26 protein-coding genes are annotated in these 24191 nt (G+C 50.0%); 21 read left to right on the top strand and 5 right to left on the bottom strand.

Translation table 11 applies throughout. The features are described 5' to 3' along the window. Positions 1–13 precede the first annotated feature (13 nt). A complete protein-coding gene (gene gabP, locus FEK47_RS20710) occupies positions 14–1414 on the top strand; it encodes a GABA permease (protein WP_130217239.1) in 1401 nt (466 codons plus the stop codon). Between the two features lie 20 nt (positions 1415–1434). Continuing rightward, on the top strand, positions 1435–2094 hold the full coding sequence (gene csiR / locus FEK47_RS20705; protein ID WP_130217237.1) for a DNA-binding transcriptional regulator CsiR: 660 nt from the start codon (positions 1435–1437) through the stop codon (positions 2092–2094). Between the two features lie 6 nt (positions 2095–2100). On the opposite strand, the gene kbp is transcribed toward csiR, so the two are convergent. Together kbp and FEK47_RS20695 are read right to left on the bottom strand one after the other, a co-directional pair. Further along, the gene (gene kbp / locus FEK47_RS20700) at positions 2101–2547 is read right to left on the bottom strand and encodes a potassium binding protein Kbp (protein ID WP_064529911.1); all 447 of its coding nucleotides are present in this window, start codon (positions 2545–2547) and stop codon (positions 2101–2103) included. An 82-nt stretch (positions 2548–2629) separates the two neighbouring features. Then, on the bottom strand, positions 2630–2788 hold the full coding sequence (locus tag FEK47_RS20695) for a YqaE/Pmp3 family membrane protein (protein WP_000508177.1): 159 nt from the start codon (positions 2786–2788) through the stop codon (positions 2630–2632). Between the two features lie 182 nt (positions 2789–2970). On the opposite strand from FEK47_RS20695, the gene FEK47_RS20690 reads away from it, so the two are divergent. Together FEK47_RS20690 and FEK47_RS20685 are read left to right on the top strand one after the other, a co-directional pair. After that, entirely contained in the window at positions 2971–3270 is a 300-nt protein-coding gene (locus FEK47_RS20690; protein WP_130208087.1) for a metalloregulator ArsR/SmtB family transcription factor, read from the top strand. A gap of 9 nt (positions 3271–3279) precedes the next feature. Next, complete coding sequence (locus FEK47_RS20685; protein ID WP_135487406.1) at positions 3280–3804, top strand: rhodanese family protein; 525 nt, start codon at positions 3280–3282, stop codon at positions 3802–3804. 46 nt (positions 3805–3850) lie between these two features. Here FEK47_RS20685 and stpA read toward each other — a convergent pair whose 3' ends face one another. Beyond that, positions 3851–4252, bottom strand: a complete 402-nt coding sequence (stpA, locus tag FEK47_RS20680) for a DNA-binding protein StpA (protein ID WP_064529914.1) — start codon at positions 4250–4252, stop codon at positions 3851–3853. A 662-nt stretch (positions 4253–4914) separates the two neighbouring features. Between stpA and alaE the strand changes: the two genes are divergently transcribed. After that, complete coding sequence (gene alaE, locus FEK47_RS20675; RefSeq protein ID WP_064529915.1) at positions 4915–5364, top strand: L-alanine exporter AlaE; 450 nt, start codon at positions 4915–4917, stop codon at positions 5362–5364. A gap of 37 nt (positions 5365–5401) precedes the next feature. Here alaE and FEK47_RS20670 read toward each other — a convergent pair whose 3' ends face one another. Continuing rightward, entirely contained in the window at positions 5402–5746 is a 345-nt protein-coding gene (locus FEK47_RS20670) for a DUF2002 family protein (protein WP_130221564.1), read from the bottom strand. Between the two features lie 151 nt (positions 5747–5897). Here FEK47_RS20670 and FEK47_RS20665 point away from each other — a divergent pair, with 151 nt between their 5' ends. Further along, positions 5898–6227: a DUF883 domain-containing protein gene (locus tag FEK47_RS20665; RefSeq protein ID WP_001295174.1), complete on the top strand. Its 330-nt coding sequence runs from the start codon at positions 5898–5900 to the stop codon at positions 6225–6227. A 55-nt stretch (positions 6228–6282) separates the two neighbouring features. Here the strand turns inward: FEK47_RS20665 and FEK47_RS20660 are convergent, their stop codons facing one another. Continuing rightward, complete coding sequence (locus tag FEK47_RS20660; RefSeq protein WP_135487405.1) at positions 6283–7617, bottom strand: PLP-dependent aminotransferase family protein; 1335 nt, start codon at positions 7615–7617, stop codon at positions 6283–6285. Between the two features lie 87 nt (positions 7618–7704). On the opposite strand from FEK47_RS20660, the gene FEK47_RS20655 reads away from it, so the two are divergent. From FEK47_RS20655 to FEK47_RS20585, 15 genes are all read left to right on the top strand, one after another. Beyond that, positions 7705–8136, top strand: a complete 432-nt coding sequence (locus FEK47_RS20655; RefSeq protein WP_000209788.1) for a carboxymuconolactone decarboxylase family protein — start codon at positions 7705–7707, stop codon at positions 8134–8136. 207 nt (positions 8137–8343) lie between these two features. Continuing rightward, on the top strand, positions 8344–8589 hold the full coding sequence (gene nrdH / locus FEK47_RS20650; RefSeq protein ID WP_001223227.1) for a glutaredoxin-like protein NrdH: 246 nt from the start codon (positions 8344–8346) through the stop codon (positions 8587–8589). Continuing rightward, positions 8586–8996, top strand: a complete 411-nt coding sequence (gene nrdI, locus FEK47_RS20645; protein ID WP_000080944.1) for a class Ib ribonucleoside-diphosphate reductase assembly flavoprotein NrdI — start codon at positions 8586–8588, stop codon at positions 8994–8996. Before nrdH ends, nrdI begins: the two co-directional genes overlap by 4 nt. Next, the gene (gene nrdE, locus FEK47_RS20640; RefSeq protein WP_135487404.1) at positions 8969–11113 is read left to right on the top strand and encodes a class 1b ribonucleoside-diphosphate reductase subunit alpha; all 2145 of its coding nucleotides are present in this window, start codon (positions 8969–8971) and stop codon (positions 11111–11113) included. The genes nrdI and nrdE overlap by 28 nt, the downstream gene beginning before the upstream one ends. Before the next feature lie 138 nt (positions 11114–11251). Further along, positions 11252–12211 carry a class 1b ribonucleoside-diphosphate reductase subunit beta gene (nrdF, locus tag FEK47_RS20635; protein ID WP_135487403.1) on the top strand — a complete coding sequence of 320 codons (960 nt, stop codon included), beginning with the start codon at positions 11252–11254 and terminating at the stop codon, positions 12209–12211. A 356-nt stretch (positions 12212–12567) separates the two neighbouring features. After that, complete coding sequence (proV, locus tag FEK47_RS20630; RefSeq protein ID WP_130221558.1) at positions 12568–13770, top strand: glycine betaine/L-proline ABC transporter ATP-binding protein ProV; 1203 nt, start codon at positions 12568–12570, stop codon at positions 13768–13770. Beyond that, positions 13763–14827: a glycine betaine/L-proline ABC transporter permease ProW gene (gene proW, locus FEK47_RS20625; RefSeq protein WP_130208067.1), complete on the top strand. Its 1065-nt coding sequence runs from the start codon at positions 13763–13765 to the stop codon at positions 14825–14827. The genes proV and proW overlap by 8 nt, the downstream gene beginning before the upstream one ends. A gap of 56 nt (positions 14828–14883) precedes the next feature. Further along, positions 14884–15876, top strand: a complete 993-nt coding sequence (gene proX, locus FEK47_RS20620; RefSeq protein WP_001216525.1) for a glycine betaine/L-proline ABC transporter substrate-binding protein ProX — start codon at positions 14884–14886, stop codon at positions 15874–15876. 452 nt (positions 15877–16328) lie between these two features. Continuing rightward, positions 16329–17513, top strand: coding sequence for an MFS transporter (locus FEK47_RS20615; protein ID WP_135487402.1), 1185 nt, complete (start codon positions 16329–16331; stop codon positions 17511–17513). Between the two features lie 123 nt (positions 17514–17636). Then, a complete protein-coding gene (ygaZ, locus tag FEK47_RS20610) occupies positions 17637–18374 on the top strand; it encodes an L-valine exporter subunit YgaZ (RefSeq protein ID WP_130210896.1) in 738 nt (245 codons plus the stop codon). Further along, entirely contained in the window at positions 18364–18699 is a 336-nt protein-coding gene (ygaH, locus tag FEK47_RS20605) for an L-valine transporter subunit YgaH (RefSeq protein ID WP_130210894.1), read from the top strand. The genes ygaZ and ygaH overlap by 11 nt, the downstream gene beginning before the upstream one ends. Positions 18700–18789: 90 nt before the next feature. Next, on the top strand, positions 18790–19320 hold the full coding sequence (emrR, locus tag FEK47_RS20600; RefSeq protein WP_000378441.1) for a multidrug efflux transporter EmrAB transcriptional repressor EmrR: 531 nt from the start codon (positions 18790–18792) through the stop codon (positions 19318–19320). A gap of 126 nt (positions 19321–19446) precedes the next feature. Next, positions 19447–20619 (top strand): multidrug efflux MFS transporter periplasmic adaptor subunit EmrA, encoded by a 1173-nt coding sequence (emrA, locus tag FEK47_RS20595; protein WP_001295175.1) that lies wholly within the window; start codon positions 19447–19449, stop codon positions 20617–20619. A gap of 16 nt (positions 20620–20635) precedes the next feature. Next, the gene (gene emrB, locus FEK47_RS20590; RefSeq protein ID WP_130217219.1) at positions 20636–22174 is read left to right on the top strand and encodes a multidrug efflux MFS transporter permease subunit EmrB; all 1539 of its coding nucleotides are present in this window, start codon (positions 20636–20638) and stop codon (positions 22172–22174) included. Between the two features lie 622 nt (positions 22175–22796). Next, a partial coding sequence (locus tag FEK47_RS20585; RefSeq protein ID WP_138183357.1) for an autotransporter outer membrane beta-barrel domain-containing protein occupies positions 22797–24191 on the top strand: 1395 nt, incomplete at its 3' end.

The raw sequence follows: 24191 nt of genomic DNA, 5'->3' as shown, positions 1-24191 counted from the left end.
GAGAGGATTCAGGATGGGGCAATCATCGCAACCACATGAGTTAGGCGGCGGGCTGAAGTCACGCCACGTCACCATGTTGTCTATTGCCGGTGTTATCGGCGCAAGTCTGTTTGTCGGTTCCAGCGTCGCCATCGCCGAAGCGGGCCCGGCGGTATTGCTGGCCTATCTGTTCGCCGGGCTACTGGTGGTTATGATTATGCGGATGCTGGCGGAAATGGCAGTAGCCACGCCCGACACCGGTTCCTTTTCCACCTATGCCGATAAAGCCATTGGCCGCTGGGCGGGTTATACCATCGGCTGGCTGTACTGGTGGTTTTGGGTATTGGTTATCCCACTGGAAGCCAACATCGCCGCCATGATCCTGCACTCGTGGGTTCCCGGCATTCCCATCTGGTTATTTTCCCTCGTCATTACCCTCGCCTTAACCGGCAGTAATTTATTAAGCGTTAAAAACTACGGTGAATTTGAGTTCTGGTTGGCGATATGCAAAGTGATTGCCATCCTGGCATTTATTTTCCTCGGCGCAGTGGCGATTAGCGGTTTTTACCCATATGCAGAAGTGAGCGGTATTTCAAGATTATGGGATAGCGGCGGCTTTATGCCCAACGGCTTCGGGGCGGTATTAAGCGCGATGCTGATCACCATGTTCTCGTTTATGGGCGCAGAAATTGTCACCATTGCCGCCGCAGAATCCGACACGCCGGATAAACATATTGTTCGCGCCACCAACTCGGTTATCTGGCGTATCTCTATTTTCTATTTGTGTTCTATTTTTGTCGTCGTGGCTCTTATTCCGTGGAATATGCCAGGACTGAAAACCGTGGGTTCCTACCGTTCCGTGCTGGAGTTGCTGAATATTCCGCACGCCAAATTCATTATGGATTGCGTTATTTTGCTGTCAGTAACCAGTTGTCTGAACTCAGCGCTGTATACTGCGTCAAGGATGCTCTACTCCTTAAGCCGTCGCGGTGATGCGCCCGCGGTAATGGGTAAAATCAACCGCAGTAAAACCCCGTACGTGGCAGTATTACTCTCCACCGGTGCGGCATTTTTAACGGTGGTAGTGAACTATTACGCGCCTGCGAAAGTGTTTAAATTCCTGATCGACAGCTCCGGCGCTATCGCCTTGCTGGTTTATTTAGTCATTGCCGTTTCGCAATTACGGATGCGTAAAATCCTGCTGGCGGAAGGCGGCGATATTCGCCTGCGCATGTGGCTTTATCCGTGGCTCACCTGGCTGGTGATTGGCTTTATTACTTTTGTGTTGGTGGTGATGCTATTCCGTCCGGCTCAACAGTTAGAAGTGATCTCTACCGGCTTATTAGCGATAGGGATTATCTGTACCGTACCAATTATGGCTCGCTGGAAAAAGCTGATAATGTGGCAAAAAACACCCATTCATAATACGCGCTGATAATGATCAGGAGTCACACCATGACCATTACCTCTCTGGATGGCTATCGCTGGCTGAAGAACGATATTATTCGCGGCAATTTTCAGCCGGATGAAAAATTACGGATGAGTTTGCTGACATCGCGTTATGCACTTGGCGTCGGGCCGTTGCGGGAAGCGCTTTCGCAACTGGTGGCAGAACGACTGGTCACGGTGGTGAATCAAAAAGGGTATCGGGTGGCGTCTATGTCAGAGCAGGAGTTGCTCGATATTTTCGATGCCCGCGCCAATATGGAAGCAATGCTGGTGAGTCTGGCGATTGCCCGCGGTGGCGATGAGTGGGAGGCTGACGTTCTTGCGAAGGCACATCTGCTCAGTAAGCTTGAGGCCTGTGACGCCAGTGAGAAAATGCTTGATGAGTGGGATCTGCGTCATCAGGCGTTTCATACTGCAATTGTGACAGGCTGTGGTTCTCACTATTTGCTGCAAATGCGTGAACGGTTGTTTGATCTGGCGGCGCGCTATCGCTTCATCTGGTTGCGGCGAACGGTGCTTTCCGTGGAAATGCTGGAAGATAAACACAACCAACATCAAATTTTAACCGAAGCTGTGCTGGCGCGGGATGCCGCGCGCGCCAGTGAGTTAATGCGCCAGCATTTGCTGACGCCGATTCCCATTATCCAGCAGGCGATGGCGGACTAACCGCTATTACTCTGGAATACGCAACACTTGTCCCGGATAAATTTTATCCGGGCTTTTCAGCATCGGTTTATTCGCTTCGAAGATTTTATTGTACAGATTGGCGTTGCCGTAGACCTGTTTGGAAATGGCGCTAAGAGTGTCGCCAGACTTAACGGTATAAAACTGGCTGGCAGTGGCTGGTGTCGCAGTTTTTACCTGATCGTCTACACTGGCGATACCAGAAATATTCCCCACCGCAACAAGGATTTTTTCCTTCGCTTCCTGGCTCAAACCATCACCAGTCACCGTCGCTTTGCCATCGGTAATTTGGATATTTACTTTATCGGCATCTGGAATGCCGGTTTTGTTCAGATGCTCCTGCACCTTCTTCGCCTGATCGTCTTTATCATGCTGACCAGTAACTGTATCCCAGAGTTTTTCTCCGGCATCTTTCACAAAATTGAACAGACCCATAGTTACCTCGTTCGTTAACGGAAACACTCAGAAAGTGTAGCAGAGGAACGCGGCGCACTAACGCCGCGGAGTAAGCACAGAGTTAATCGCGGGTTTGCACCCAGAAAGCGTGAATTAAACCAGGGATATACCCAAGCAGCGTCAACAAGATATTAATGATGAACGCCCAACCAAATCCTTTGCCCAGCAGCACGCCGAGCGGCGGCAAAATGATAGTGATGACAATTCTCCAGAACCCCATATGTACTCCCTATAAGAAAATTAACCATTGTTTAAAAAGAGATTTTATCTCCTAAGCGAAATAATTTTAGCGGAACCTGCCAGTTTCAGCCTACGCGTTTACCCTCATTTACGCTGCTGACGCTGGTATACGTTGAACTTTTAGTTTAGAATTTACTTAATTTAGAAAACACTTAAATAACTATGACTGAACTCGCCCAACTACAGGCCAGCGCCGAACAGGCTGCGGCCTTACTGAAAGCAATGAGTCACCCCAAACGGTTGTTGATTCTGTGCATGCTTTGCGGGTCACCTGGGACCAGCGCCGGAGAACTGGCTCGCATTACCGGACTTAGCGCCTCCGCCACGTCACAGCATCTGGCTCGCATGCGTGACGAGGGGCTTATTGACAGCCAACGGGACGCCCAACGCATCCTTTATTCCATTAAAAATGAGGCGGTAAATGCCATTATCGCCACCCTGAAAAATATCTATTGTCCGTAAGGAGTGACGATGGCTTTGATAACAATTTCACCGCATGACGCGCAAGAATTAATCGCGCGTGGTGCAAAGTTAATCGATATTCGTGATGCCGACGAATATCTTCGTGAACATATTCCAGCAGCCTCTCTGGCACCATTATCCGTGATAGAACAGTCCGGTCTTCCAGATAAATTACGTAGCGAACAAATTATATTCCACTGTCAGGCGGGTAAACGCACCCGTAATAACGCTGATAAATTAGCAGTGATTGCCGCCCCCGCAGAGGTCTTTTTACTGGAAGATGGGATTGATGGCTGGAAAAAAGCGGAATTGCCGGTAGCAGAAAATAAATCTCAACCGTTGCCATTAATGCGTCAGGTACAGATCGCCGCTGGCGGCTTAATATTAATCGGCGTCGTACTGGGTTATGCCATTAATAGCAGCTTCTTCTTATTAAGTGGATTTGTCGGCGCAGGATTAATGTTTGCAGGAATCAGCGGTTTTTGCGGGATGGCAAGGCTATTAGACAAGATGCCGTGGAATCAGCGAACTTGAGAAGCAACGCCGGATGCGCCAAGGAGGCGGCATCCGGCGCCAGGGATTAGATCAGGAAATCGTCGAGAGATTTACCTTCTGCCAGCGCCTGAGCAATTGGCTTCGGCGTACGGCCCTGACCGGTCCAGGTTTTGGTTTCACCATTGAAGTCGGTGAATTTATATTTTGCTGGACGCGGTTCACGCTTTTTACCTGCACGCGGAGCAGCGGTGCCGTTAGCCAATAACTCTTCCGGGTTAATACCATCAGCTTTCATCAGCTCCAGCCAGGTGCTAATTTTTTCCTGGCGTTCTGCCAGTTCGCGCTGCTGCTGTTCTTCTTCTTCACGTCTTTCTTTAGTGACAACCCTGAATTTTTCGAGCATTTCTTCAAGAACGTCAATGGAGAATTCGCGAGCCATTGCACGAAGGGTGCGGATATTATTTAAGCTTTGTAACATTACAGACATAATAAAGAAAACCTTTTAACGCCAAAACAAAAAGTATTTCGCCGCGTAGTGTAAGCGATCACTTATTATATTTCCACAAAATTTAATATATTTACAATCGCGAAGGGATATTATTTCGTGCGTTATTTACTGACACATTAATGCTTATATGCAAATTATATAGCAGCCATTTAACTTACTTATTACAGCTACTGGTGAGTGTTCCGGCGTACGATACAACCTCCCGGCCGATAACGGAACACACAATTAGCATAAATATGCACATAAAAAGAATACATATTAGCCATGTCAATTTGAAACTTTGTGCTGCCATTACAGGCTTTACAACATAAAAGATGCTGAATGAGGCCAGGCGCGCCCCTAAGCCGAATTCTCTACGCTTTGCTGCGTAAACACACCTTGTACACTCTGCTAAAAAATATCAAAACCACGTCATAACATAATGATTTAAAATAACATTATCTTTTAAGACATAAAAAAATCCAGAATGTACAAAAAATGCGCCACTACGGAATATTTTATCTACAAAAACCAAGGAAATAAAAATTTTTCACTAATTGATAAGTCATAGCCAGCGATATACGCTATGCGAAAGTGCAAACGGTAATTTAAACCACTGCATTCACATTCATCCGATTTCGCGTTTATTAAGGAGCATGGGCATGTTCTCACCGCAGTCACGCTTGCGTCATGCAGTAGCAGATACGTTCGCGATGGTTGTTTACTGTTCTGTCGTGAACATGTTTATCGAAGTATTTCTCTCCGGAATGAGCTTCGAACAGTCCCTTTATTCCAGACTGGTAGCGATTCCGGTGAACATCTTAATTGCATGGCCATACGGTATGTACCGCGATCTATTTATGCGAATGGCACGCAAAGTTGGCTCGTCGGGCTGGGTAAAAAATCTTGCAGATATTCTGGCTTATGTGACGTTCCAGTCACCGGTATATATGGCAATCTTACTCGTCGTGGGCGCGGGTTGGCACCAGATTATGGCCGCGGTCAGTTCAAACATCGTCGTTTCGATGTTGATGGGTGCGGTCTATGGCTACTTCCTTGATTACTGCCGCCGCCTGTTCAAAGTCAGCAGTTACCAGCAGGTAAAAGCCTGACCCTTCTTTGTCGCGACTGGCAATGCCAGTCGCGTCTTTAATTGGCTTCGCCAAACAATCCATGTAAATAACGTTCAAGCGCAACACGCGAGCTGAAACCGTGTGGAATGCCGTAATGCTCGTGACGCTCACCCGCTAAATAGAGCGGGAACTGCTGGTAATGATCGCAAGTTTTAATATCGGAAGCCGGTTCTGCCAGTGTCGAACTACGTTCTTTTAACGTGGGATGAATTACCAGTGCGGTACGTCCCATTCGCGCTTCGCGATTAACATAGACATAATTTTCCCCACGGCGATAACCATAAGTTTTCTGGGTTACCACATCGACGGTAAAACCGACTTTCTCAAGTACGCGCGCCACCTCGTCTGGTCGTAAATACATATTTTATCCTCGTTATTATCTACCGCGGCCCTACCTTACCTGATTGAGCATTCACAACGCTTTCAGAAAAGTCCATAAAGCCACGATGAATCTCTGTTAAGAAAATTATGGTCTACACTGAAAATTACATTGAATCCTGATGGGAGATCATATGTTTAACAGACCGAACCGCAACGACGTCGATGATGGCGTGCAGGATATTCAGAATGATGTCAATCAATTAGCTGACAGCCTGGAATCTGTATTGAAGTCCTGGGGCAGCGACGCTAAAGGGGAAGCCGAAGCCGCACGCAGTAAAGCTCAGGCTTTACTGAAAGAAACCAGGGCGCGGATGCATGGTCGAACTCGCGTCCAGCAAGCCGCGCGCGATGCTGTTGGCTGCGCAGACTCTTTTGTTCGTGAAAGACCCTGGTGTAGTGTGGGAACAGCTGCTGCGGTAGGTATTTTTATCGGCGCGTTGTTAAGCATGCGTAAATCGTAGTGAAACAATGATAATAAATACACGTCCCTGGCCCCGAAGCCTGACTTCGGGGTTTTTAACTTAAGGCACTGCGTAATTGTTGTGCCACCTGCTGCGCCATACTTTCGCTAACGATATTGGTAAACGAGAGCAGCAATCCTCCTTCCCCATTTGAGCGGATACGCCAGTCGCTAAGTGCCTGCACCGCAAGGCCAGCAGCATTGGCTTTACGCGCGTGGACAATATCGTCGCCCACCATGCTGATAACCATCTGGATACCGCCTTTTTGCGGCACAACCTGAAATCCCTGCTGCGTCAACGCCTGCTCAATCCACTGCCGACGTTGAGCATATTGCTGACGCATTTTCTTCAGATGCCGCCAGAAATGCCCCTCACGAATGAAATCTGCCAGTGTGTTCTGCCACAGTACGGGTACCGCACATGGCTCCAGTGACGCCTGTTGGCGGAATTGCGTAATCTGCTCCACCGGCACCACCAGCCACGCACAGCGCAGTGCAGGAAATAGCGATTTGCTGAATGTTCCGGCATAAATTACCCGCTGCGGCGCGTCGAGACTTTTCAGCGCCGGTAGCGGCTTACCGTGATAGCGAAACTCACTGTCGTAATCATCTTCAATAATCCATGCCTGACTACGCTCTGCCCATTCCAGCATCTGGTGCCTGCGCGCTAAAGAGAGCGCCACACCCAGCGGGCTCTGGTGTGCCGGCGTAATCAGAGCAAAACGCGCATCAGGATAATTTTGTATTCCGCTTGTGACATCCAGTCCGTTGTCATCAACCGGCACCGGTAAAATTTCCACACCGTGGCGAGTGACAATCGGGCGAATCAGTGGAAAGCCGGGATCTTCCATCCAGATCCCGTTTCCCGGTTTCGCCAGCGCGTGCAGAATTAAAGCCATTGAGGCCGCATAACCGTGAGTGATAAAGACCTGCTCTGGCTGACAATCAATCCCACGTGAAACGCGTAAGTAATCAACTATTGCCTCACGCAAGGCTGCCTCGCCGCAGACATCACCTAATGCCAAATCAAAGCGCGTCTGGGTACGCAGACGGCGGCCCATCACCCGCGCCCACTGCTCTCGCGGAAAGAGATCGAGTGCGGGTAATCCCAATTGAAATGGCAGTGGCTGCTGACTTTCACCAGCAAAAGCCACGACATCCACAGCAGATTGTTGCGGATGTATCTGCTCACTGACAAATGTGCCAGCCTGTCCCCGCCTGACCAGCCATCCTTGCGCCACCAGCTCAGCATACGCATTTTCGACAGTGGATCGAGAGACACCCAGTTCCTGCGACCAGGTACGACTCGAAGGTAGCCTTGCGCCAGGTTTCAGTTCCCCTTGCTCAATAGCCGTTTTTAACTGACGGGCGATATCCTGATAACGTGGCATATGGTCTGCTTTTTTACGTAATTTATGGCTCTCTTTAGCAGTCCATTATAGTGCTACATTGCGGGCGTTAATAAGAGGAGAAACTGTATGACTACATTACGTCAGCCTTACTACGAACTTAGCCCGGCAGTGTATAACGCACTGGTGCAGGCCAAAACGGCACTGGAAAATAGCGCGCTGGATACCACGCTGATGGAGTTAATTTATTTGCGCGTCTCGCAAATCAACGGCTGCGCATTTTGTCTGGAGATGCACAGCAAAGCATTACGCAAATCCGGTGTGCCGCAGCACAAACTGGACGCCCTGGCAGGCTGGCGCGTAAGCCATCATTTTGACGATCGCGAGCGGGCGGCGCTGGCATGGGCGGAATCGGTAACCGATATTGCCCGAACCCATGCGGAAGACGAGGTTTATCAACCTTTGCTTGAGCATTTCAGCGCAGCAGAGATCAGCGACTTAACATTTGCCATCGGGCTGATGAATTGTTTTAACCGTCTGGCCGTTTCCATGCGCATGTAACTTCTTGATGCCGGGTATTCGCCCGGCTATAGAACAACAATACCCCTACCCCGTCACGCTCATATCCAGGGCAATCCTGACCACTATTTGCTATATATTGTGTGGTTGAATCTTTTTTCAACTACATCTAGTATCTCTGTATCAACAGAGAGACAACCCGACGCGTATCATCGCGCCGTATCTTCATTTTAAACGGAAATACGAATCATGCGCATTACTATTTACACTCGTAACGATTGCGTTCAGTGCCACGCCACCAAACGGGCGATGGAAAACCGGGGCTTTGATTTTGAAATGATTAATGTCGATCGCGTTCCTGAAGCGGCGGAAGCGTTGCGTGCTCAGGGCTTTCGTCAGTTGCCGGTAGTAATTGCAGGCGATCTTAGCTGGTCTGGTTTCCGCCCGGACATGATCAACCGTCTGCATCCAGCGCCACACGCGGCCAGTGCATGAGCCAGCTCGTCTACTTTTCCAGCAGCTCCGAAAATACGCAGCGTTTTATCGAACGTTTAGGGCTGCCCGCGGTGCGCATCCCGCTTAATGAGCGGGAGCGGATTCAGGTAGACGAGCCTTACATCCTGATCGTGCCCTCTTACGGCGGCGGCGGTACGGCTGGCGCGGTACCTCGACAGGTAATTCGCTTTTTAAACGACGAGCATAACCGGGCGTTGCTTCGCGGCGTGATTGCTTCGGGTAATCGCAACTTTGGTGAGGCGTATGGCCGCGCCGGAGATGTGATTGCTCAGAAATGCGGCGTGCCGTGGCTGTACCGCTTTGAACTCATGGGTACGCAAAGCGATATCGAAAACGTTCGTAAAGGAGTAACCGAATTTTGGCAACGACAACCGCAGAATGCCTGACGCAGGAAACGATGGATTACCACGCGCTGAATGCGATGCTTAACCTCTACGATAGCGCAGGTCGCATTCAGTTCGATAAAGACCGCCAGGCCGTTGACGCCTTTATGGCGACGCATGTGCGTCCGAACAGTGTGACCTTCAGTAGCCAGCAGCAGCGCCTGAACTGGCTGGTCAACGAAGGTTACTATGATGAAAGCGTCCTTAATCGCTACTCTCGCGACTTTGTCATTACGCTGTTTGCCCACGCACACACCAGCGGTTTTCGTTTCCAGACATTCCTCGGGGCATGGAAGTTTTACACCAGCTATACGTTGAAGACATTCGACGGTAAACGTTATCTGGAAGATTTTGCCGATCGAGTCACGATGGTGGCGCTGACGCTGGCACAAGGCGATGAAGCACTGGCGACGCAACTGACCGATGAGATGCTGTCAGGACGCTTTCAGCCTGCCACACCGACATTCCTCAACTGCGGTAAGCAGCAGCGCGGCGAACTGGTTTCCTGTTTTTTACTGCGTATTGAAGACAATATGGAGTCGATTGGTCGGGCGGTAAATTCCGCACTGCAACTGTCGAAACGCGGCGGCGGCGTGGCATTTTTGCTGTCGAATCTGCGGGAAGCGGGCGCGCCAATTAAACGTATTGAAAATCAATCTTCTGGCGTAATTCCGGTGATGAAAATGCTGGAAGACGCATTTTCCTATGCCAACCAGCTCGGCGCTCGTCAAGGCGCTGGCGCAGTCTATTTACATGCCCATCATCCCGATATTCTGCGTTTTCTCGATACAAAACGGGAAAATGCCGACGAAAAAATCCGCATTAAAACACTGTCGCTGGGCGTGGTGATCCCGGATATCACTTTCCATCTGGCAAAAGAGAATGCGCAGATGGCGCTGTTTTCGCCTTATGACGTTGAGCGGGTTTATGGCAAGCCGTTTGCCGATATCGCCATCAGTGAACACTATGACGAACTGGTTGCCGATGAACGCATCCGCAAAAAATACCTCAACGCCCGTGATTTCTTCCAGCGACTGGCAGAAATCCAGTTCGAGTCCGGCTATCCCTACATCATGTATGAAGACACGGTTAACCGTGCTAGCCCTGTCGCCGGGCGCATAAATATGAGCAATCTCTGCTCAGAAATTTTGCAGGTTAACAGTGCCTCAGAGTATGACGAGAATCTCGACTATGCCCGTACAGGCCATGATATTTCCTGCAATTTAGGTTCGTTGAATATTGCCCACACCATGGATTCCCCCGACTTTGCCCGCACGGTAGAGACTGCCGTACGCGGTTTAACGGCGGTGTCAGATATGAGTCATATCCGCAGCGTGCCGTCCATCGAAGCCGGAAATGCCGCCTCACACGCCATCGGTCTGGGGCAGATGAATTTACACGGTTATCTGGCGCGAGAAGGCATCGCTTATGGTTCGCCGGAAGCACTGGATTTCACCAATCTCTATTTCTATACCATCACCTGGCACGCACTGCGTACCTCGATGTTGCTGGCGCGCGAACGCGGTGAAACCTTCGCCGGGTTCAAACAGTCACGCTATGCCAACGGTGAATATTTTAGCCAATATCTGCAAGGTAACTGGCAGCCGAAAACGGCGAAAGTTGGCGAACTGTTTGCCCGCAGCGGAATTACGTTACCTACCCGTGAGATGTGGGCGCAGCTGCGCGACGACGTGATGCGCTACGGCATTTACAACCAGAATCTCCAGGCGGTGCCACCAACCGGTTCCATCTCTTATATCAACCATGCCACGTCGAGTATTCATCCGATTGTGGCGAAAGTAGAGATACGCAAAGAGGGCAAAACAGGACGCGTTTACTACCCTGCCCCGTTTATGACTAACGAGAATCTGGCGCTATATCAGGATGCTTACGAAATCGGCGCAGAAAAGATCATCGACACCTACGCGGAAGCGACTCGCCATGTCGATCAGGGGCTGTCGCTGACGCTGTTTTTCCCCGATACCGCCACCACTCGCGATATCAACAAAGCGCAGATTTACGCCTGGCGCAAAGGCATCAAAACGCTCTACTACATCCGCCTGCGTCAGATGGCGCTGGAAGGCACTGAAATTGAAGGCTGCGTCTCCTGCTCGCTCTAAGAGACTGAAAAATAATTGCAATATATTGAATTTGCATGATTTTGTAGGTCGGATAAGGCGTTCACGCCGCATCCGGCAGGAACAAAGCGCACATGGCCAAAAATCGGAGTCTGATGAGTCCGGCTTTAAGGAATATCTATGAAACTCTCACGTATCAGCGCCATCAACTGGAACAAGATATCTGACGATAAAGATCTGGAGGTGTGGAATCGCCTGACCAGCAATTTCTGGCTACCAGAAAAGGTGCCGCTGTCGAACGATATTCCCGCCTGGCAGACATTAAGTGCCGTAGAACAACAACTGACGATGCGCGTTTTTACTGGCCTGACGCTGCTCGACACGCTGCAAAATGTTATCGGCGCGCCTTCGCTGATGCCCGATGCACTCACGCCTCATGAAGAGGCGGTATTATCGAATATCAGCTTTATGGAAGCGGTTCATGCCCGCTCTTACAGTTCGATTTTCTCGACGTTGTGCCAGACCAAAGATGTCGATGCCGCCTACACCTGGAGTGAAGAAAACGCACCGTTGCAGCGAAAAGCACAGATTATTCAGCAACATTATCGCGGTGATGATCCGCTGAAAAAGAAAATCGCCAGTGTGTTTCTTGAATCATTTTTGTTCTATTCCGGTTTCTGGCTGCCGATGTATTTTTCCAGCCGCGGAAAGCTGACCAATACCGCCGATCTGATCCGTCTGATTATCCGCGATGAAGCAGTCCACGGTTATTACATCGGCTATAAATATCAGAAAAACCTGGAAAAGATCTCCCAGGCACAACGTGAAGAGTTGAAGAGTTTCGCCTTCGATTTGTTGCTGGAACTCTATGACAACGAGTTGCAATACACCGATGAGCTGTACGCCGAAACTCCGTGGGCTGACGATGTGAAAGCGTTTCTCTGTTACAACGCCAATAAGGCGTTGATGAATCTGGGCTACGAACCGTTATTTCCCGCAGAAATGGCGGAAGTGAATCCGGCAATCCTCGCAGCGCTTTCGCCGAATGCCGATGAAAATCACGATTTCTTTTCCGGCTCTGGCTCCTCTTATGTGATGGGAAAAGCGGTCGAAACAGAAGATGAAGACTGGAATTTCTGACGGGGTTATTTTTCAAAAATATCACTATCCGCAGCAGGGAAATAATTCCTGCCAAATAGCTTTATATCACGCAAATAATTTGTGGTGATCTACACTGACTCTCTGTTGCATTATTCGCCTGAAACTACAATATTCAGGCGATTTTTCGCTATCTATAACAAAAAATATCAACTTTTCTCGATTTGCTCTCAGCCCTTATATCACGGGAAATTCCGGCAATTTGCTTGCATCAATATTCATGCCACATTTGCCATCAGGGGTTGCCTCAGATTCTCAGTATGTTAGGGTAGAAAAAAGTGACTATTTCCATTGGGTAATATATCGACATAAACAAATAACAGGAATCTTTCTATTGCATGGCAATTAAATTAGAAATTAAAAATCTTTATAAAATATTTGGCGAGCATCCACAGCGAGCGTTCAAATATATCGAACAAGGACTTTCAAAAGAACAAATTCTGGAAAAAACTGGGCTATCGCTTGGCGTAAAAGACGCCAGTCTGGCCATTGAAGAAGGCGAGATATTTGTCATCATGGGATTATCCGGCTCGGGTAAATCCACAATGGTACGCCTTCTCAATCGCCTGATTGAACCCACCCGCGGGCAAGTGCTGATTGATGGTGTGGATATTGCCAAAATATCCGACGCCGAACTCCGTGAGGTGCGCAGAAAAAAGATTGCGATGGTCTTCCAGTCCTTTGCCTTAATGCCACATATGACCGTGCTGGACAATACTGCGTTTGGTATGGAATTGGCCGGAATTAATGCCGAAGAACGCCGGGAAAAAGCCATTGATGCACTGCGTCAGGTCGGGCTGGAAAATTATGCCCACAGCTACCCGGATGAACTCTCGGGCGGGATGCGTCAACGAGTGGGATTAGCCCGCGCGTTAGCAATTAATCCGGATATATTATTAATGGACGAAGCCTTCTCGGCGCTCGATCCATTAATTCGCACCGAGATGCAGGATGAGCTGGTAAAATTACAGGCGAAACATCAGCGCACCATTGTCTTTATTTCCCACGATCTCGATGAAGCCATGCGTATTGGCGACCGAATTGCCATTATGCAAAATGGTGAAGTGGTACAGGTCGGCACACCGGATGAAATTCTCAATAATCCGGCGAATGATTATGTCCGTACCTTCTTCCGTGGCGTTGATATTAGTCAGGTATTCAGTGCGAAAGATATTGCCCGCCGCAGCCCTAATGGCTTAATTCGTAAAACCCCTGGCTTCGGCCCGCGTTCGGCACTGAAATTATTGCAGGATGAAGATCGCGAATATGGCTACGTTATCGAACGCGGTAATAAGTTTGTCGGCGCAGTGTCTATCGATTCGCTTAAAACCGCATTAACACAGCAGCAAGGTCTTGATGCAGCACTGATTGATGCGCCGTTAGCGGTCGATGCGCAAACGCCTCTTAGCGAGTTGCTCTCTCATGTCGGACAGGCGCCCTGTGCGGTGCCAGTGGTCGACGAGGACCAACAGTATGTCGGCATCATTTCGAAAGGAATGCTGCTGCGCGCTTTAGATCGTGAAGGGGTAAATAATGGCTGATCAAAATAATCCGTGGGATACCACACCAGCGGCGGACAGTGCCGCACAATCCGCAGATGCCTGGGGTACACCGGCTGCTACACCGACTGACGGTGGCGGCGCCGACTGGCTGACCAGCACGCCTGCGCCAAACGCCGAGCATTTTAACATTCTCGATCCGTTCCATAAAACGCTGATCCCACTCGACAGTTGGGTCACTGAAGGGATCGACTGGGTCGTTACCCATTTCCGTCCCGTCTTCCAGGGCGTGCGCGTTCCGGTTGATTATATCCTCAACGGTTTCCAGCAATTGCTGCTGGGTATGCCCGCGCCGGTGGCGATTATCGTTTTCGCTCTCATCGCCTGGCAAATTTCCGGGGTAGGAATGGGTGTTGCGACGCTGGTTTCACTGATTGCCATCGGCGCAATCGGTGCCTGGTCGCAGGCCATGGTTACCCTGGCGCTGGTGTTAACCGCCCTGCTGTTCTGTATCGTCATCGGTTTGCCGTTGGGGATCTGGCTGGCAAGAAGTCCGCGAGCGGCGAAAATTATTCGTCCACTGCTTGATGCCATGCAGACCACGCCGGCGTTTGTTTATCTGGTGCCAATCGTCATGCTGTTTGGTATCGGCAACGTGCCGGGGGTGGTGGTGACGATCATCTTTGCTCTGCCGCCGATTATCCGCCTGACTATTCTGGGGATTAACCAGGTTCCGGCGGATCTGATTGAAGCCTCGCGCTCATTCGGTGCCAGCCCGCGCCAGATGCTGTTCAAAGTTCAGTTACCGCTGGCGATGCCAACCATTATGGCGGGCGTCAACCAGACGCTGATGCTGGCCCTTTCTATGGTGGTCATTGCCTCGATGATTGCCGTCGGCGGGCTGGGTCAGATGGTACTTCGCGGTATCGGTCGTCTGGATATGGGGCTTGCCACCGTTGGCGGCGTCGGGATTGTGATCCTCGCCATTATCCTCGACCGCCTGACGCAGGCCGTTGGGCGCGACTCACGCAGTCGCGGCAACCGTCGCTGGTACACCACTGGCCCTGTTGGTCTGCTGACCCGCCCATTCATTAAGTAACTCTGCACTTGCCCGGTGACGCCGGGCATATCACCCTGCCAAAAAAAGGAATAACAATGCGACATAGCGTACTTTTTGCGACAGCGTTTGCCACGCTTATCTCTACACAAACTTTTGCTGCCGATCTGCCGGGCAAAGGCATTACTGTTAATCCAGTTCAGAGCACCATCACCGAAGAAACTTTCCAGACGCTGCTGGTCAGCCGTGCGCTGGAGAAATTAGGTTATACCGTCAACAAACCTAGCGAAGTAGATTACAACGTTGGCTACACCTCGCTTGCTTCCGGCGATGCAACCTTCACCGCCGTGAACTGGACGCCACTGCATGACAACATGTACGAAGCTGCCGGTGGCGATAAGAAATTTTATCGTGAAGGGGTATTTGTTAACGGCGCGGCGCAGGGTTACCTGATCGATAAGAAAACCGCCGACCAGTACAAAATCACCAACATCGCGCAACTGAAAGATCCGAAGATCGCTAAACTGTTCGATACCAACGGCGATGGCAAAGCGGATTTAACCGGTTGTAACCCAGGCTGGGGCTGCGAAGGTGCCATCAACCACCAGCTTGCTGCGTATGAACTGACCAACACCGTGACGCATAATCAGGGGAACTATGCGGCGATGATGGCCGACACCATCAGTCGCTACAAAGAGGGCAAACCGGTGTTTTACTACACCTGGACGCCGTACTGGGTGAGTAATGAGCTGAAGCCAGGGAAAGATGTGGTCTGGTTGCAGGTGCCGTTCTCTGCACTGCCGGGCGATAAAAATGCCGATACCAAACTGCCGAATGGTGCGAATTACGGCTTCCCGGTCAGCACCATGCATATCGTTGCCAACAAAGCCTGGGCCGAGAAAAACCCGGCAGCAGCGAAACTGTTTGCCATTATGCAGTTACCAGTGGCAGATATTAACGCCCAGAACGCCATTATGCATGACGGCAAAGCCTCAGAAGGCGATATTCAGGGCCACGTTGATGGCTGGATCAAAGCCCACCAGCAGCAGTTCGATGGCTGGGTGAATGAGGCGCTGGCAGCGCAGAAGTAAATATTGATAACCGCGCAGATAATGCTCATGTGAGTAAAACAATTACAGCGATGGTTTTAATCCGGCTGAAAATCGATGAGACGTTTTCTGAAGGCCGGGGCGACGCGCAGGGATGCGCGGCGAGGGCGCGTCTTACAGGGATGTTACCTCGCGCCCGTACCCGATAGCCGTAAGAAATAAGTCGAATGTACCGCGTAGCGGCGATTTTGTGCCAAAAGCCTGGGTCGCCAGGGTGGTGGCGACTGAGCCACCCTGGCACGTTCACCAGCAAAATAGTGACAAAGTAGCTATAGTCTGAAAGTGAACGTAACATTTGCCTTAGTGGCATATTTCACCTTCAAATACCCTCTCCCCATTACCCGCACATTTCAACAATCTATCTTTCATCCCATATTCATCAACATCCGCTATTATTGATTTCCAGCTTAATCATCACCTGATGAACAAAAATAATGACTAAACCCAATCATGAGCTTAGCCCGGCGCTGATCGTGCTAATGTCGATCGCCACCGGTCTGGCGGTCGCCAGCAACTATTACGCACAGCCATTGCTCGATACCATCGCGCGTAACTTTTCTCTTTCCGCCAGTTCGGCAGGCTTTATTGTTACCGCCGCGCAGTTAGGCTATGCCGCAGGTCTGCTGTTTCTTGTTCCCCTCGGTGATATGTTTGAACGCCGCCGCCTGATTGTCACCATGACCTTACTGGCAGCAGGCGGTATGTTGATTACCGCCAGCAGTCAGTCGCTGGCGATGATGATCCTCGGTACGGCATTAACCGGTTTATTCTCGGTCGTGGCACAAATTCTGGTTCCGCTGGCGGCGACGCTGGCTTCACCGGACAAACGCGGCAAGGTGGTTGGCACCATTATGAGTGGCCTGCTGCTGGGGATTTTGCTGGCACGAACCGTTGCCGGGCTACTGGCGAATCTCGGCGGCTGGCGCACCGTCTTTTGGGTCGCATCGGTGTTAATGGCACTGATGGCACTGGCGTTATGGCGCGGCCTGCCACAAATGAAATCTGAAACCCACCTCAACTACCCACAGTTGCTTGGTTCCGTTTTCAGCATGTTTATCAGCGATAAGATCCTGCGCACCCGCGCGATACTGGGCTGCCTGACTTTTGCCAACTTCAGCATTCTCTGGACATCAATGGCTTTTTTGCTCGCCGCGCCGCCTTTTAATTACAGCGATGGCGTAATTGGTCTGTTTGGACTTGCGGGAGCTGCCGGGGCGTTGGGCGCTCGCCCGGCGGGCGGTTTTGCCGATAAGGGCAAATCGCATCTCACAACAACGTTTGGTCTGCTGCTGTTGTTACTTTCATGGTTGGCGATCTGGTTTGGCCACACTTCCGTACTGGCGCTAATTATCGGCATTCTGGTACTGGATCTCACCGTGCAGGGCGTGCATATCACCAATCAAACCGTGATTTATCGTATTCATCCTGATGCGCGTAATCGCCTGACCGCAGGTTACATGACCAGCTACTTTATTGGCGGTGCCGCCGGTTCGCTAATTTCAGCCTCAGCCTGGCAACATGCCGGTTGGGCTGGCGTTTGTCTGGCTGGCGCGACGATTGCCCTGGTTAACTTACTGGTCTGGTGGCGAGGTTTTCATCGTCAGGAAGTCGCAAATTAAGCAATCAGCAACCGTTTTCGTGGCTTTACACTTATAAGGGTGTTAAGAATCCCATCAGTCTGATAAGGTTAGGATATTCATCCAGACTATTAATAATATTAACAATCGTTAAGCGTACACTCTATGGTAAGCCCTACTCCACTGCCTGCTTCTGGTTCGGCGACCTTCATGGAAGGCTGCAAAGACAGTTTACCGATTGTTATTAGTTATATTCCGGTGGCCTTTGCATTTGGTCTGAATGCGACCCGTCTGGGATTCTCTCCCCTGGAAAGCGTTTTTTTCTCCTGCATTATTTATGCAGGAGCGAGCCAGTTTGTCATCACCGCAATGCTGGCAGCTGGTAGTAGCTTGTGGGTAGCCGCATTGACCGTTATGGCAATGGATGTTCGCCATGTACTGTATGGTCCATCGTTGCGTAGCCGCATTGTTCAACGCCTGCAAAAATCGAAAACCGCACTGTGGGCGTTTGGCCTGACGGACGAAGTTTTTGCCGCAGCAACGGCAAAACTAGTACGTAATAATCGCCGCTGGAGCGAAAACTGGATGATCGGCATTGCCTTCAGTTCATGGTCATCGTGGGTATTTGGTACGGTAATAGGGGCATTTTCGGGCAGCGGTTTGCTGCAAGGTTATCCAGCCGTCGAAGCAGCATTAGGCTTTATGCTGCCGGCACTCTTTATGAGTTTTCTGCTCGCCTCTTTCCAGCGCAAACAATCTCTTTGCGTTACCGCAGCGTTAGTTGGTGCCCTTGCTGGCGTAACGCTATTTTCTATTCCCGTCGCCATTCTGGCAGGCATTGTCTTTGGCTGCCTCACTGCGTTAATCCAGTCATTCTGGCAAGGAGCACCTGATGAGCTATGAGGTTCTGCTGCTTGGATTACTGGTTGGCGCGGCGAATTACTGCTTCCGCTATTTACCCCTACGCCTGCGAGTGGGCAATGCCCGCCCAACCAAGCGTGGCGCAGTGGGTATTTTGCTCGACACCATTGGCATCGCCTCGATTTGCGCTCTGCTGGTTGTCTCTACCGCACCAGAAGTGATACACGATTCACGCCGTTTCGTACCCACGCTGGTCGGTTTTGCGGTACTGGGAGCCAGTTTCTATAAAACACGCAGCATCATTATTCCCACTTTATTGAGTGCGCTGGCCTACGGGCTGACGTGGAAAGTGATGACGTTTCTATAGACCACAAGAATCATTTTTCTAAAACAATACATTTACTTTATTTGTCACTGTCGTTACTATATCGGCTGAAATTAATGAGGTCATACCCAAATGGATAGTTCGTTTACGCCCATTGAACAAATGCTAAAATTTCGCGCCAGCCGCCACGAAGATTTTCCTTATCAGGAGATCCTTCTGACCCGTCTTTGCATGCATATGCAAAGCAAGCTGCTGGAGAACCGCAATAAAATGCTGAAGGCTCAGGGGATTAACGAGACGTTGTTTATGGCGTTGATTACGCTGGAGTCTCAGGAAAACCACAGTATTCAGCCTTCTGAATTGAGCTGTGCTCTTGGATCATCCCGTACCAATGCGACGCGTATTGCCGATGAACTGGAAAAACGTGGCTGGATCGAACGTCGTGAAAGCGATAACGATCGCCGCTGCCTGCATCTGCAATTAACGGAAAAAGGTCACGAGTTTTTGCGCGAGGTTTTACCGCCGCAGCATAACTGCCTGCATCAACTCTGGTCCGCGCTCAGCACAACAGAAAAAGATCAGCTCGAGCAAATCACCCGCAAATTGCTCTCCCGTCTCGATCAGATGGAACAAGACGGTGCTGTTCTCGAAGCGATGAGCTAACGCGTCATCTCGCTCAAAAATCCAGACTTATAAAAGAAAAACTGACCGGCCAGCATCGCAACGTGCTGGCCTTTTTGGCAAGCAGGTCGGCTCAGCCGATGAGTTAAGAAGATCGTGGAGAATACTATGAGCGCAAATGCGGAGACTCAAACCCCGCAGCAACCGGTAAAGAAGAGCGGCAAACGTAAGCGTCTGCTCCTCCTTCTCACCTTGCTCTTTATTATTATTGCCGTAGCGATAGGGATTTATTGGTTTTTGGTACTGCGTCATTTCGAAGAAACGGATGACGCATACGTGGCAGGAAATCAGATTCAAATTATGTCTCAGGTGTCAGGCAGTGTGACGAAAGTCTGGGCCGATAACACCGATTTTGTAAAAGAAGGCGATGTGCTGGTCACTCTCGACCCGACGGATGCTCGCCAGGCGTTTGAAAAAGCCAAAACTGCGCTGGCTTCCAGCGTACGTCAAACCCACCAACTGATGATCAACAGCAAACAGTTGCAGGCAAATATTGAGGTGCAGAAAATCGCCCTCGCCAAAGCTCAGAGTGACTACAACCGCCGCGTGCCACTGGGCAATGCCAACCTGATTGGCCGCGAAGAGCTGCAACACGCCCGCGACGCCGTCACCAGCGCCCAGGCGCAGCTGGATGTCGCCATTCAACAATACAATGCCAATCAGGCGATGATTCTGGGGACTAAACTGGAAGATCAGCCTGCCGTGCAACAGGCTGCCACTGAAGTGCGTAATGCCTGGCTGGCGCTGGAGCGTACCCGTATTGTCAGCCCGATGACTGGTTATGTCTCCCGTCGCGCAGTACAGCCTGGGGCGCAAATTAGCCCAACGACGCCGCTGATGGCAGTCGTTCCAGCCACCAATATGTGGGTGGATGCCAACTTTAAAGAGACGCAGATTGCCAATATGCGTATCGGTCAGCCGGTCACCATCACCACCGATATTTACGGCGATGATGTGAAATACACCGGTAAAGTGGTTGGTCTGGATATGGGTACGGGTAGCGCGTTCTCGCTGCTTCCGGCGCAAAACGCCACCGGTAACTGGATCAAAGTCGTTCAGCGTCTGCCTGTTCGTATCGAACTGGACCAGAAACAGCTGGAGCAATACCCGCTGCGTATCGGTTTGTCCACGCTGGTGAGCGTCAATACCACTAACCGTGACGGTCAGGTACTGGCAAACAAAGTACGCTCCACACCGGTCGCGGTAAGCACCGCGCGTGAAATCAGCCTGGCACCTGTCAATAAACTGATCGACGACATCGTAAAAGCTAACGCTGGCTAATCCAGAGGTGCGTGTGATGCAACAGCAAAAACCGCTGGAAGGCGCGCAACTGGTCATTATGACGATTGCGCTGTCGCTGGCGACATTCATGCAGGTGCTGGACTCCACCATTGCTAACGTGGCGATCCCCACTATCGCCGGGAATCTGGGCTCATCGCTCAGCCAGGGAACGTGGGTAATCACTTCTTTCGGGGTGGCGAATGCCATCTCGATCCCGCTTACCGGCTGGCTGGCAAAGCGCTTCGGGGAAGTGAAACTGTTCCTCTGGTCGACCATCGCCTTCGCCATTGCTTCGTGGGCATGTGGTGTCTCCAGCAGTCTGAATATGCTGATCTTCTTCCGCGTGATTCAGGGGATTGTCGCCGGGCCATTGATCCCGCTTTCGCAAAGTCTGTTACTGAATAACTACCCACCTGCCAAACGTTCTATCGCGCTGGCGTTGTGGTCGATGACGGTGATTGTCGCGCCTATCTGCGGGCCAATCCTCGGCGGTTATATCAGCGATAATTACCACTGGGGCTGGATATTCTTCATCAACGTACCGATTGGCGTAGCCGTTGTGTTGATGACACTGCAAACCCTGCGCGGACGTGAAACCCGTACCGAGCGGCGGCGGATTGATGCCGTAGGGCTGGCGCTGCTGGTGATTGGTATCGGCAGCCTACAGATTATGCTCGACCGGGGTAAAGAGCTGGACTGGTTCTCATCACAGGAAATTATCATCCTTACCGTGGTGGCAGTGGTGGCTATCTGCTTCCTGATTGTCTGGGAGCTAACGGATGATAACCCGATAGTCGATCTGTCGTTGTTTAAGTCGCGCAACTTCACCATCGGCTGTTTGTGTATCAGCCTCGCCTATATGCTCTACTTCGGCGCGATTGTTCTGCTGCCGCAGTTGTTGCAGGAGGTCTACGGTTACACGGCGACGTGGGCAGGGCTGGCCTCTGCGCCGGTAGGGATTATTCCGGTGATCCTGTCGCCGATTATCGGCCGCTTCGCGCATAAACTGGATATGCGCCGACTGGTAACCTTCAGCTTTATTATGTATGCCGTCTGCTTCTACTGGCGTGCCTATACCTTTGAACCGGGTATGGATTTCGGCGCGTCGGCCTGGCCGCAGTTTATTCAGGGCTTCGCGGTGGCCTGCTTCTTTATGCCGCTGACCACCATTACGCTGTCTGGTCTGCCACCGGAACGACTGGCGGCGGCGTCGAGCCTCTCCAACTTTACGCGAACGCTGGCGGGGTCTATCGGTACGTCCATAACGACGACGATGTGGACTAACCGCGAGTCGATGCACCATGCTCAGTTGACCGAATCGGTGAACCCGTATAACCCGAACGCCCAGGCGATGTACAGTCAACTGGAAGGTCTGGGGATGACGCAACAGCAGGCATCGGGCTGGATTGCTCAGCAGATCACCAATCAGGGGCTGATTATTTCTGCCAATGAGATCTTCTGGATGTCAGCCGGGATATTCCTCGTCTTGCTGGGGCTGGTGTGGTTCGCTAAACCGCCATTTGGCGCAGGTGGCGGCGGAGGCGGCGCGCACTAAGGTTGTTCAAGGGAGCTGCGGCTCCCTTTTTTATATGCTCATTCTGTAAACAGTTGTTTAATCAACGCCAAATTATGCCATTATTGAGGGTTGCTTAATAAACAGTTCTGCAATCAGAAAAAATAGACAATGTGTTTATATTCTTCTTAAGAATCGTGTGTTTTATCTCATATTTTTATTCATTTCATCGATACACAGAAATCACATTTATATTATTTTTTTGATAAAAATCCTGGTATTTACCCCCTTCTAAGAAGATGTGCAAACAATAAACATGCAATTAATTCGTCATTTATATTAAATTAAAAAACATCGACGTCACACATCTTAATGATTTTCCTCGCTTTTCTTTTTATCATTTTTTACCATTTAAGATATTTAAAGATTTTTGCTACAGAAAACTATGCAGCTTATTTTTTAGCTCAACTCCTAAATCATCAAAACAAATTAATATTAAATTAACCATAAATTAAACTGATTTATAAACATTGGTTTCACGCACTACTCTTCATTTGATAAAACAGTAACCTGTTCCAAAGACGTTAAAACCTAATTTTCTTACGTAGTTACTGTGAGTTCATTATTTATCTAAAATTAAATCATAAGGATGAGAAGGAACTTTATGAATATCAAAAAGCATCCCTTGTCAACGCTGGCAATAGCTATTTCAACCGTGTTATCAATACCCGTTTCACTGGCATGGACACCACCCACGACCATCAACAGTGATGTTACCATCGACAATAATGATGTTGTAACGCTATCCTCATCCGAAAATAATTCATCAGCCTGGGATCAATTTCATTATCTTAATGTTGGTTCAAAAAGTGAAGGAACATTGAATATAGACGGGCGGGATCTGACTACGTCAAAAATCGTAATCGGCAATGCTACCTCCGGGGTAATGAAATTAGAAAATAATACTCATCTAACGCTTAGTCATGCATCGCCTAATGAACGCGATGTTTATTTAGGTACGAATGGTGGTTCAGGAACCTTAATGGTGCTTAGCGGCAGTACTATCACCGATTTAAATGAATTCAGAATCGGTGAATTTAATTACCAGGCACAGGGTCAAGTTGTTATTGACGGTGCGGGTTCTTCCGTTTCTGCAACGTATGTGGTGGTCGGCGATCAGGGGACGGGTAAACTCGAAATAACTCATGGCGGTCGTCTTACAGCATCAAAAGATATGATCATTGGCTTTAATGGAAATATGGAGAATTTTCAGGGAACGGGATACGGCGAAACCCTGGTTGATGGTGACAATTCTTCATTAGCCGTGAATGAGTTTATCTCCCTTGGTGGATTGGGCTCATTGCAGAACGATGCAAAGGGTACTCTTACCGTTAGTAATAATGCCACGGTCAGCGCGAATCAATTTATCTGGCTTGGAATGGACGAAACCAGCACCGGTATTCTAAACATTGGTGGAGCGAAGGGAGAAGCCGAACAGAAAGCGGGGGCAATTAAGACGCCGATTATCCATATGGGAAGCGATGTCGGGGATAGTGCTGCACAAATTAATTTTAACCACTCCAGCGAAGATTTTATCCTGGCTGCAGATATAGTTGGCAAAGGCGAAGTTAACCAGGAAGGTTCTGGAGTCACGACGTTGACTGGCGCAAATACCTACTCTGGCCAAACGAATATAAATAAAGGCACCTTGCGCGCCGGTATCAACGATACCTTTAGTCCGAACTCCAGTTATGTCGTCTCCAGCGGAGGGAATATCGATTTAGACGGTTTTTCACAAACCTTAAATACACTGGATTTGGCGGGTACAGCAACACTATCTTCCTCAAAAAATGGCGACAAGTTGACACCTGCCACACTCACCATTAATGGAGATTACACCGCCAATAATGGGTTATTAGTTATGCGTACCGAACTCGGTGATGATAATTCCGCGACCGATAAATTAATTGTAAAAGGCAACACGTCTGGTCATACCCGCGTGAGTGTTCACAATGCCGGTGGTCAGGGGGCCAGTACGCTTGAAGGGATAAAAATTGTC

The organism is Escherichia sp. E3659 (assembly GCF_005781135.1).
GTDB lineage: Bacteria > Pseudomonadota > Gammaproteobacteria > Enterobacterales > Enterobacteriaceae > Escherichia.
The sequence above is the reverse complement of the archived record's forward strand: the minus strand, read 5'-3'. Positions and strand labels throughout refer to the sequence as shown.

Bases quoted from the DNA above. Each gene is read 5' to 3' on its own strand.
- proV (WP_130221558.1), top strand. From the start codon at position 12,568: ATGGCAATTAAATTAGAAATTAAAAATCTTTATAAAATATTTGGCGAG.
- kbp (WP_064529911.1), bottom strand. From the start codon at position 2,547: ATGGGTCTGTTCAATTTTGTGAAAGATGCCGGAGAAAAACTCTGGGAT.
- emrB (WP_130217219.1), top strand. From the start codon at position 20,636: ATGCAACAGCAAAAACCGCTGGAAGGCGCGCAACTGGTCATTATGACG.
- emrR (WP_000378441.1), top strand. From the start codon at position 18,790: ATGGATAGTTCGTTTACGCCCATTGAACAAATGCTAAAATTTCGCGCC.
- csiR (WP_130217237.1), top strand. From the start codon at position 1,435: ATGACCATTACCTCTCTGGATGGCTATCGCTGGCTGAAGAACGATATT.
- FEK47_RS20655 (WP_000209788.1), top strand. From the start codon at position 7,705: ATGACTACATTACGTCAGCCTTACTACGAACTTAGCCCGGCAGTGTAT.
- gabP (WP_130217239.1), top strand. From the start codon at position 14: ATGGGGCAATCATCGCAACCACATGAGTTAGGCGGCGGGCTGAAGTCA.
- FEK47_RS20695 (WP_000508177.1), bottom strand. From the start codon at position 2,788: ATGGGGTTCTGGAGAATTGTCATCACTATCATTTTGCCGCCGCTCGGC.
- alaE (WP_064529915.1), top strand. From the start codon at position 4,915: ATGTTCTCACCGCAGTCACGCTTGCGTCATGCAGTAGCAGATACGTTC.
- FEK47_RS20670 (WP_130221564.1), bottom strand. From the start codon at position 5,746: ATGTATTTACGACCAGACGAGGTGGCGCGCGTACTTGAGAAAGTCGGT.
- emrA (WP_001295175.1), top strand. From the start codon at position 19,447: ATGAGCGCAAATGCGGAGACTCAAACCCCGCAGCAACCGGTAAAGAAG.
- nrdF (WP_135487403.1), top strand. From the start codon at position 11,252: ATGAAACTCTCACGTATCAGCGCCATCAACTGGAACAAGATATCTGAC.
- FEK47_RS20690 (WP_130208087.1), top strand. From the start codon at position 2,971: ATGACTGAACTCGCCCAACTACAGGCCAGCGCCGAACAGGCTGCGGCC.
- FEK47_RS20665 (WP_001295174.1), top strand. From the start codon at position 5,898: ATGTTTAACAGACCGAACCGCAACGACGTCGATGATGGCGTGCAGGAT.
- FEK47_RS20660 (WP_135487405.1), bottom strand. From the start codon at position 7,617: ATGCCACGTTATCAGGATATCGCCCGTCAGTTAAAAACGGCTATTGAG.
- ygaH (WP_130210894.1), top strand. From the start codon at position 18,364: ATGAGCTATGAGGTTCTGCTGCTTGGATTACTGGTTGGCGCGGCGAAT.
- proW (WP_130208067.1), top strand. From the start codon at position 13,763: ATGGCTGATCAAAATAATCCGTGGGATACCACACCAGCGGCGGACAGT.
- nrdI (WP_000080944.1), top strand. From the start codon at position 8,586: ATGAGCCAGCTCGTCTACTTTTCCAGCAGCTCCGAAAATACGCAGCGT.
- nrdH (WP_001223227.1), top strand. From the start codon at position 8,344: ATGCGCATTACTATTTACACTCGTAACGATTGCGTTCAGTGCCACGCC.
- FEK47_RS20685 (WP_135487406.1), top strand. From the start codon at position 3,280: ATGGCTTTGATAACAATTTCACCGCATGACGCGCAAGAATTAATCGCG.
- proX (WP_001216525.1), top strand. From the start codon at position 14,884: ATGCGACATAGCGTACTTTTTGCGACAGCGTTTGCCACGCTTATCTCT.
- FEK47_RS20615 (WP_135487402.1), top strand. From the start codon at position 16,329: ATGACTAAACCCAATCATGAGCTTAGCCCGGCGCTGATCGTGCTAATG.
- ygaZ (WP_130210896.1), top strand. From the start codon at position 17,637: ATGGTAAGCCCTACTCCACTGCCTGCTTCTGGTTCGGCGACCTTCATG.
- stpA (WP_064529914.1), bottom strand. From the start codon at position 4,252: ATGTCTGTAATGTTACAAAGCTTAAATAATATCCGCACCCTTCGTGCA.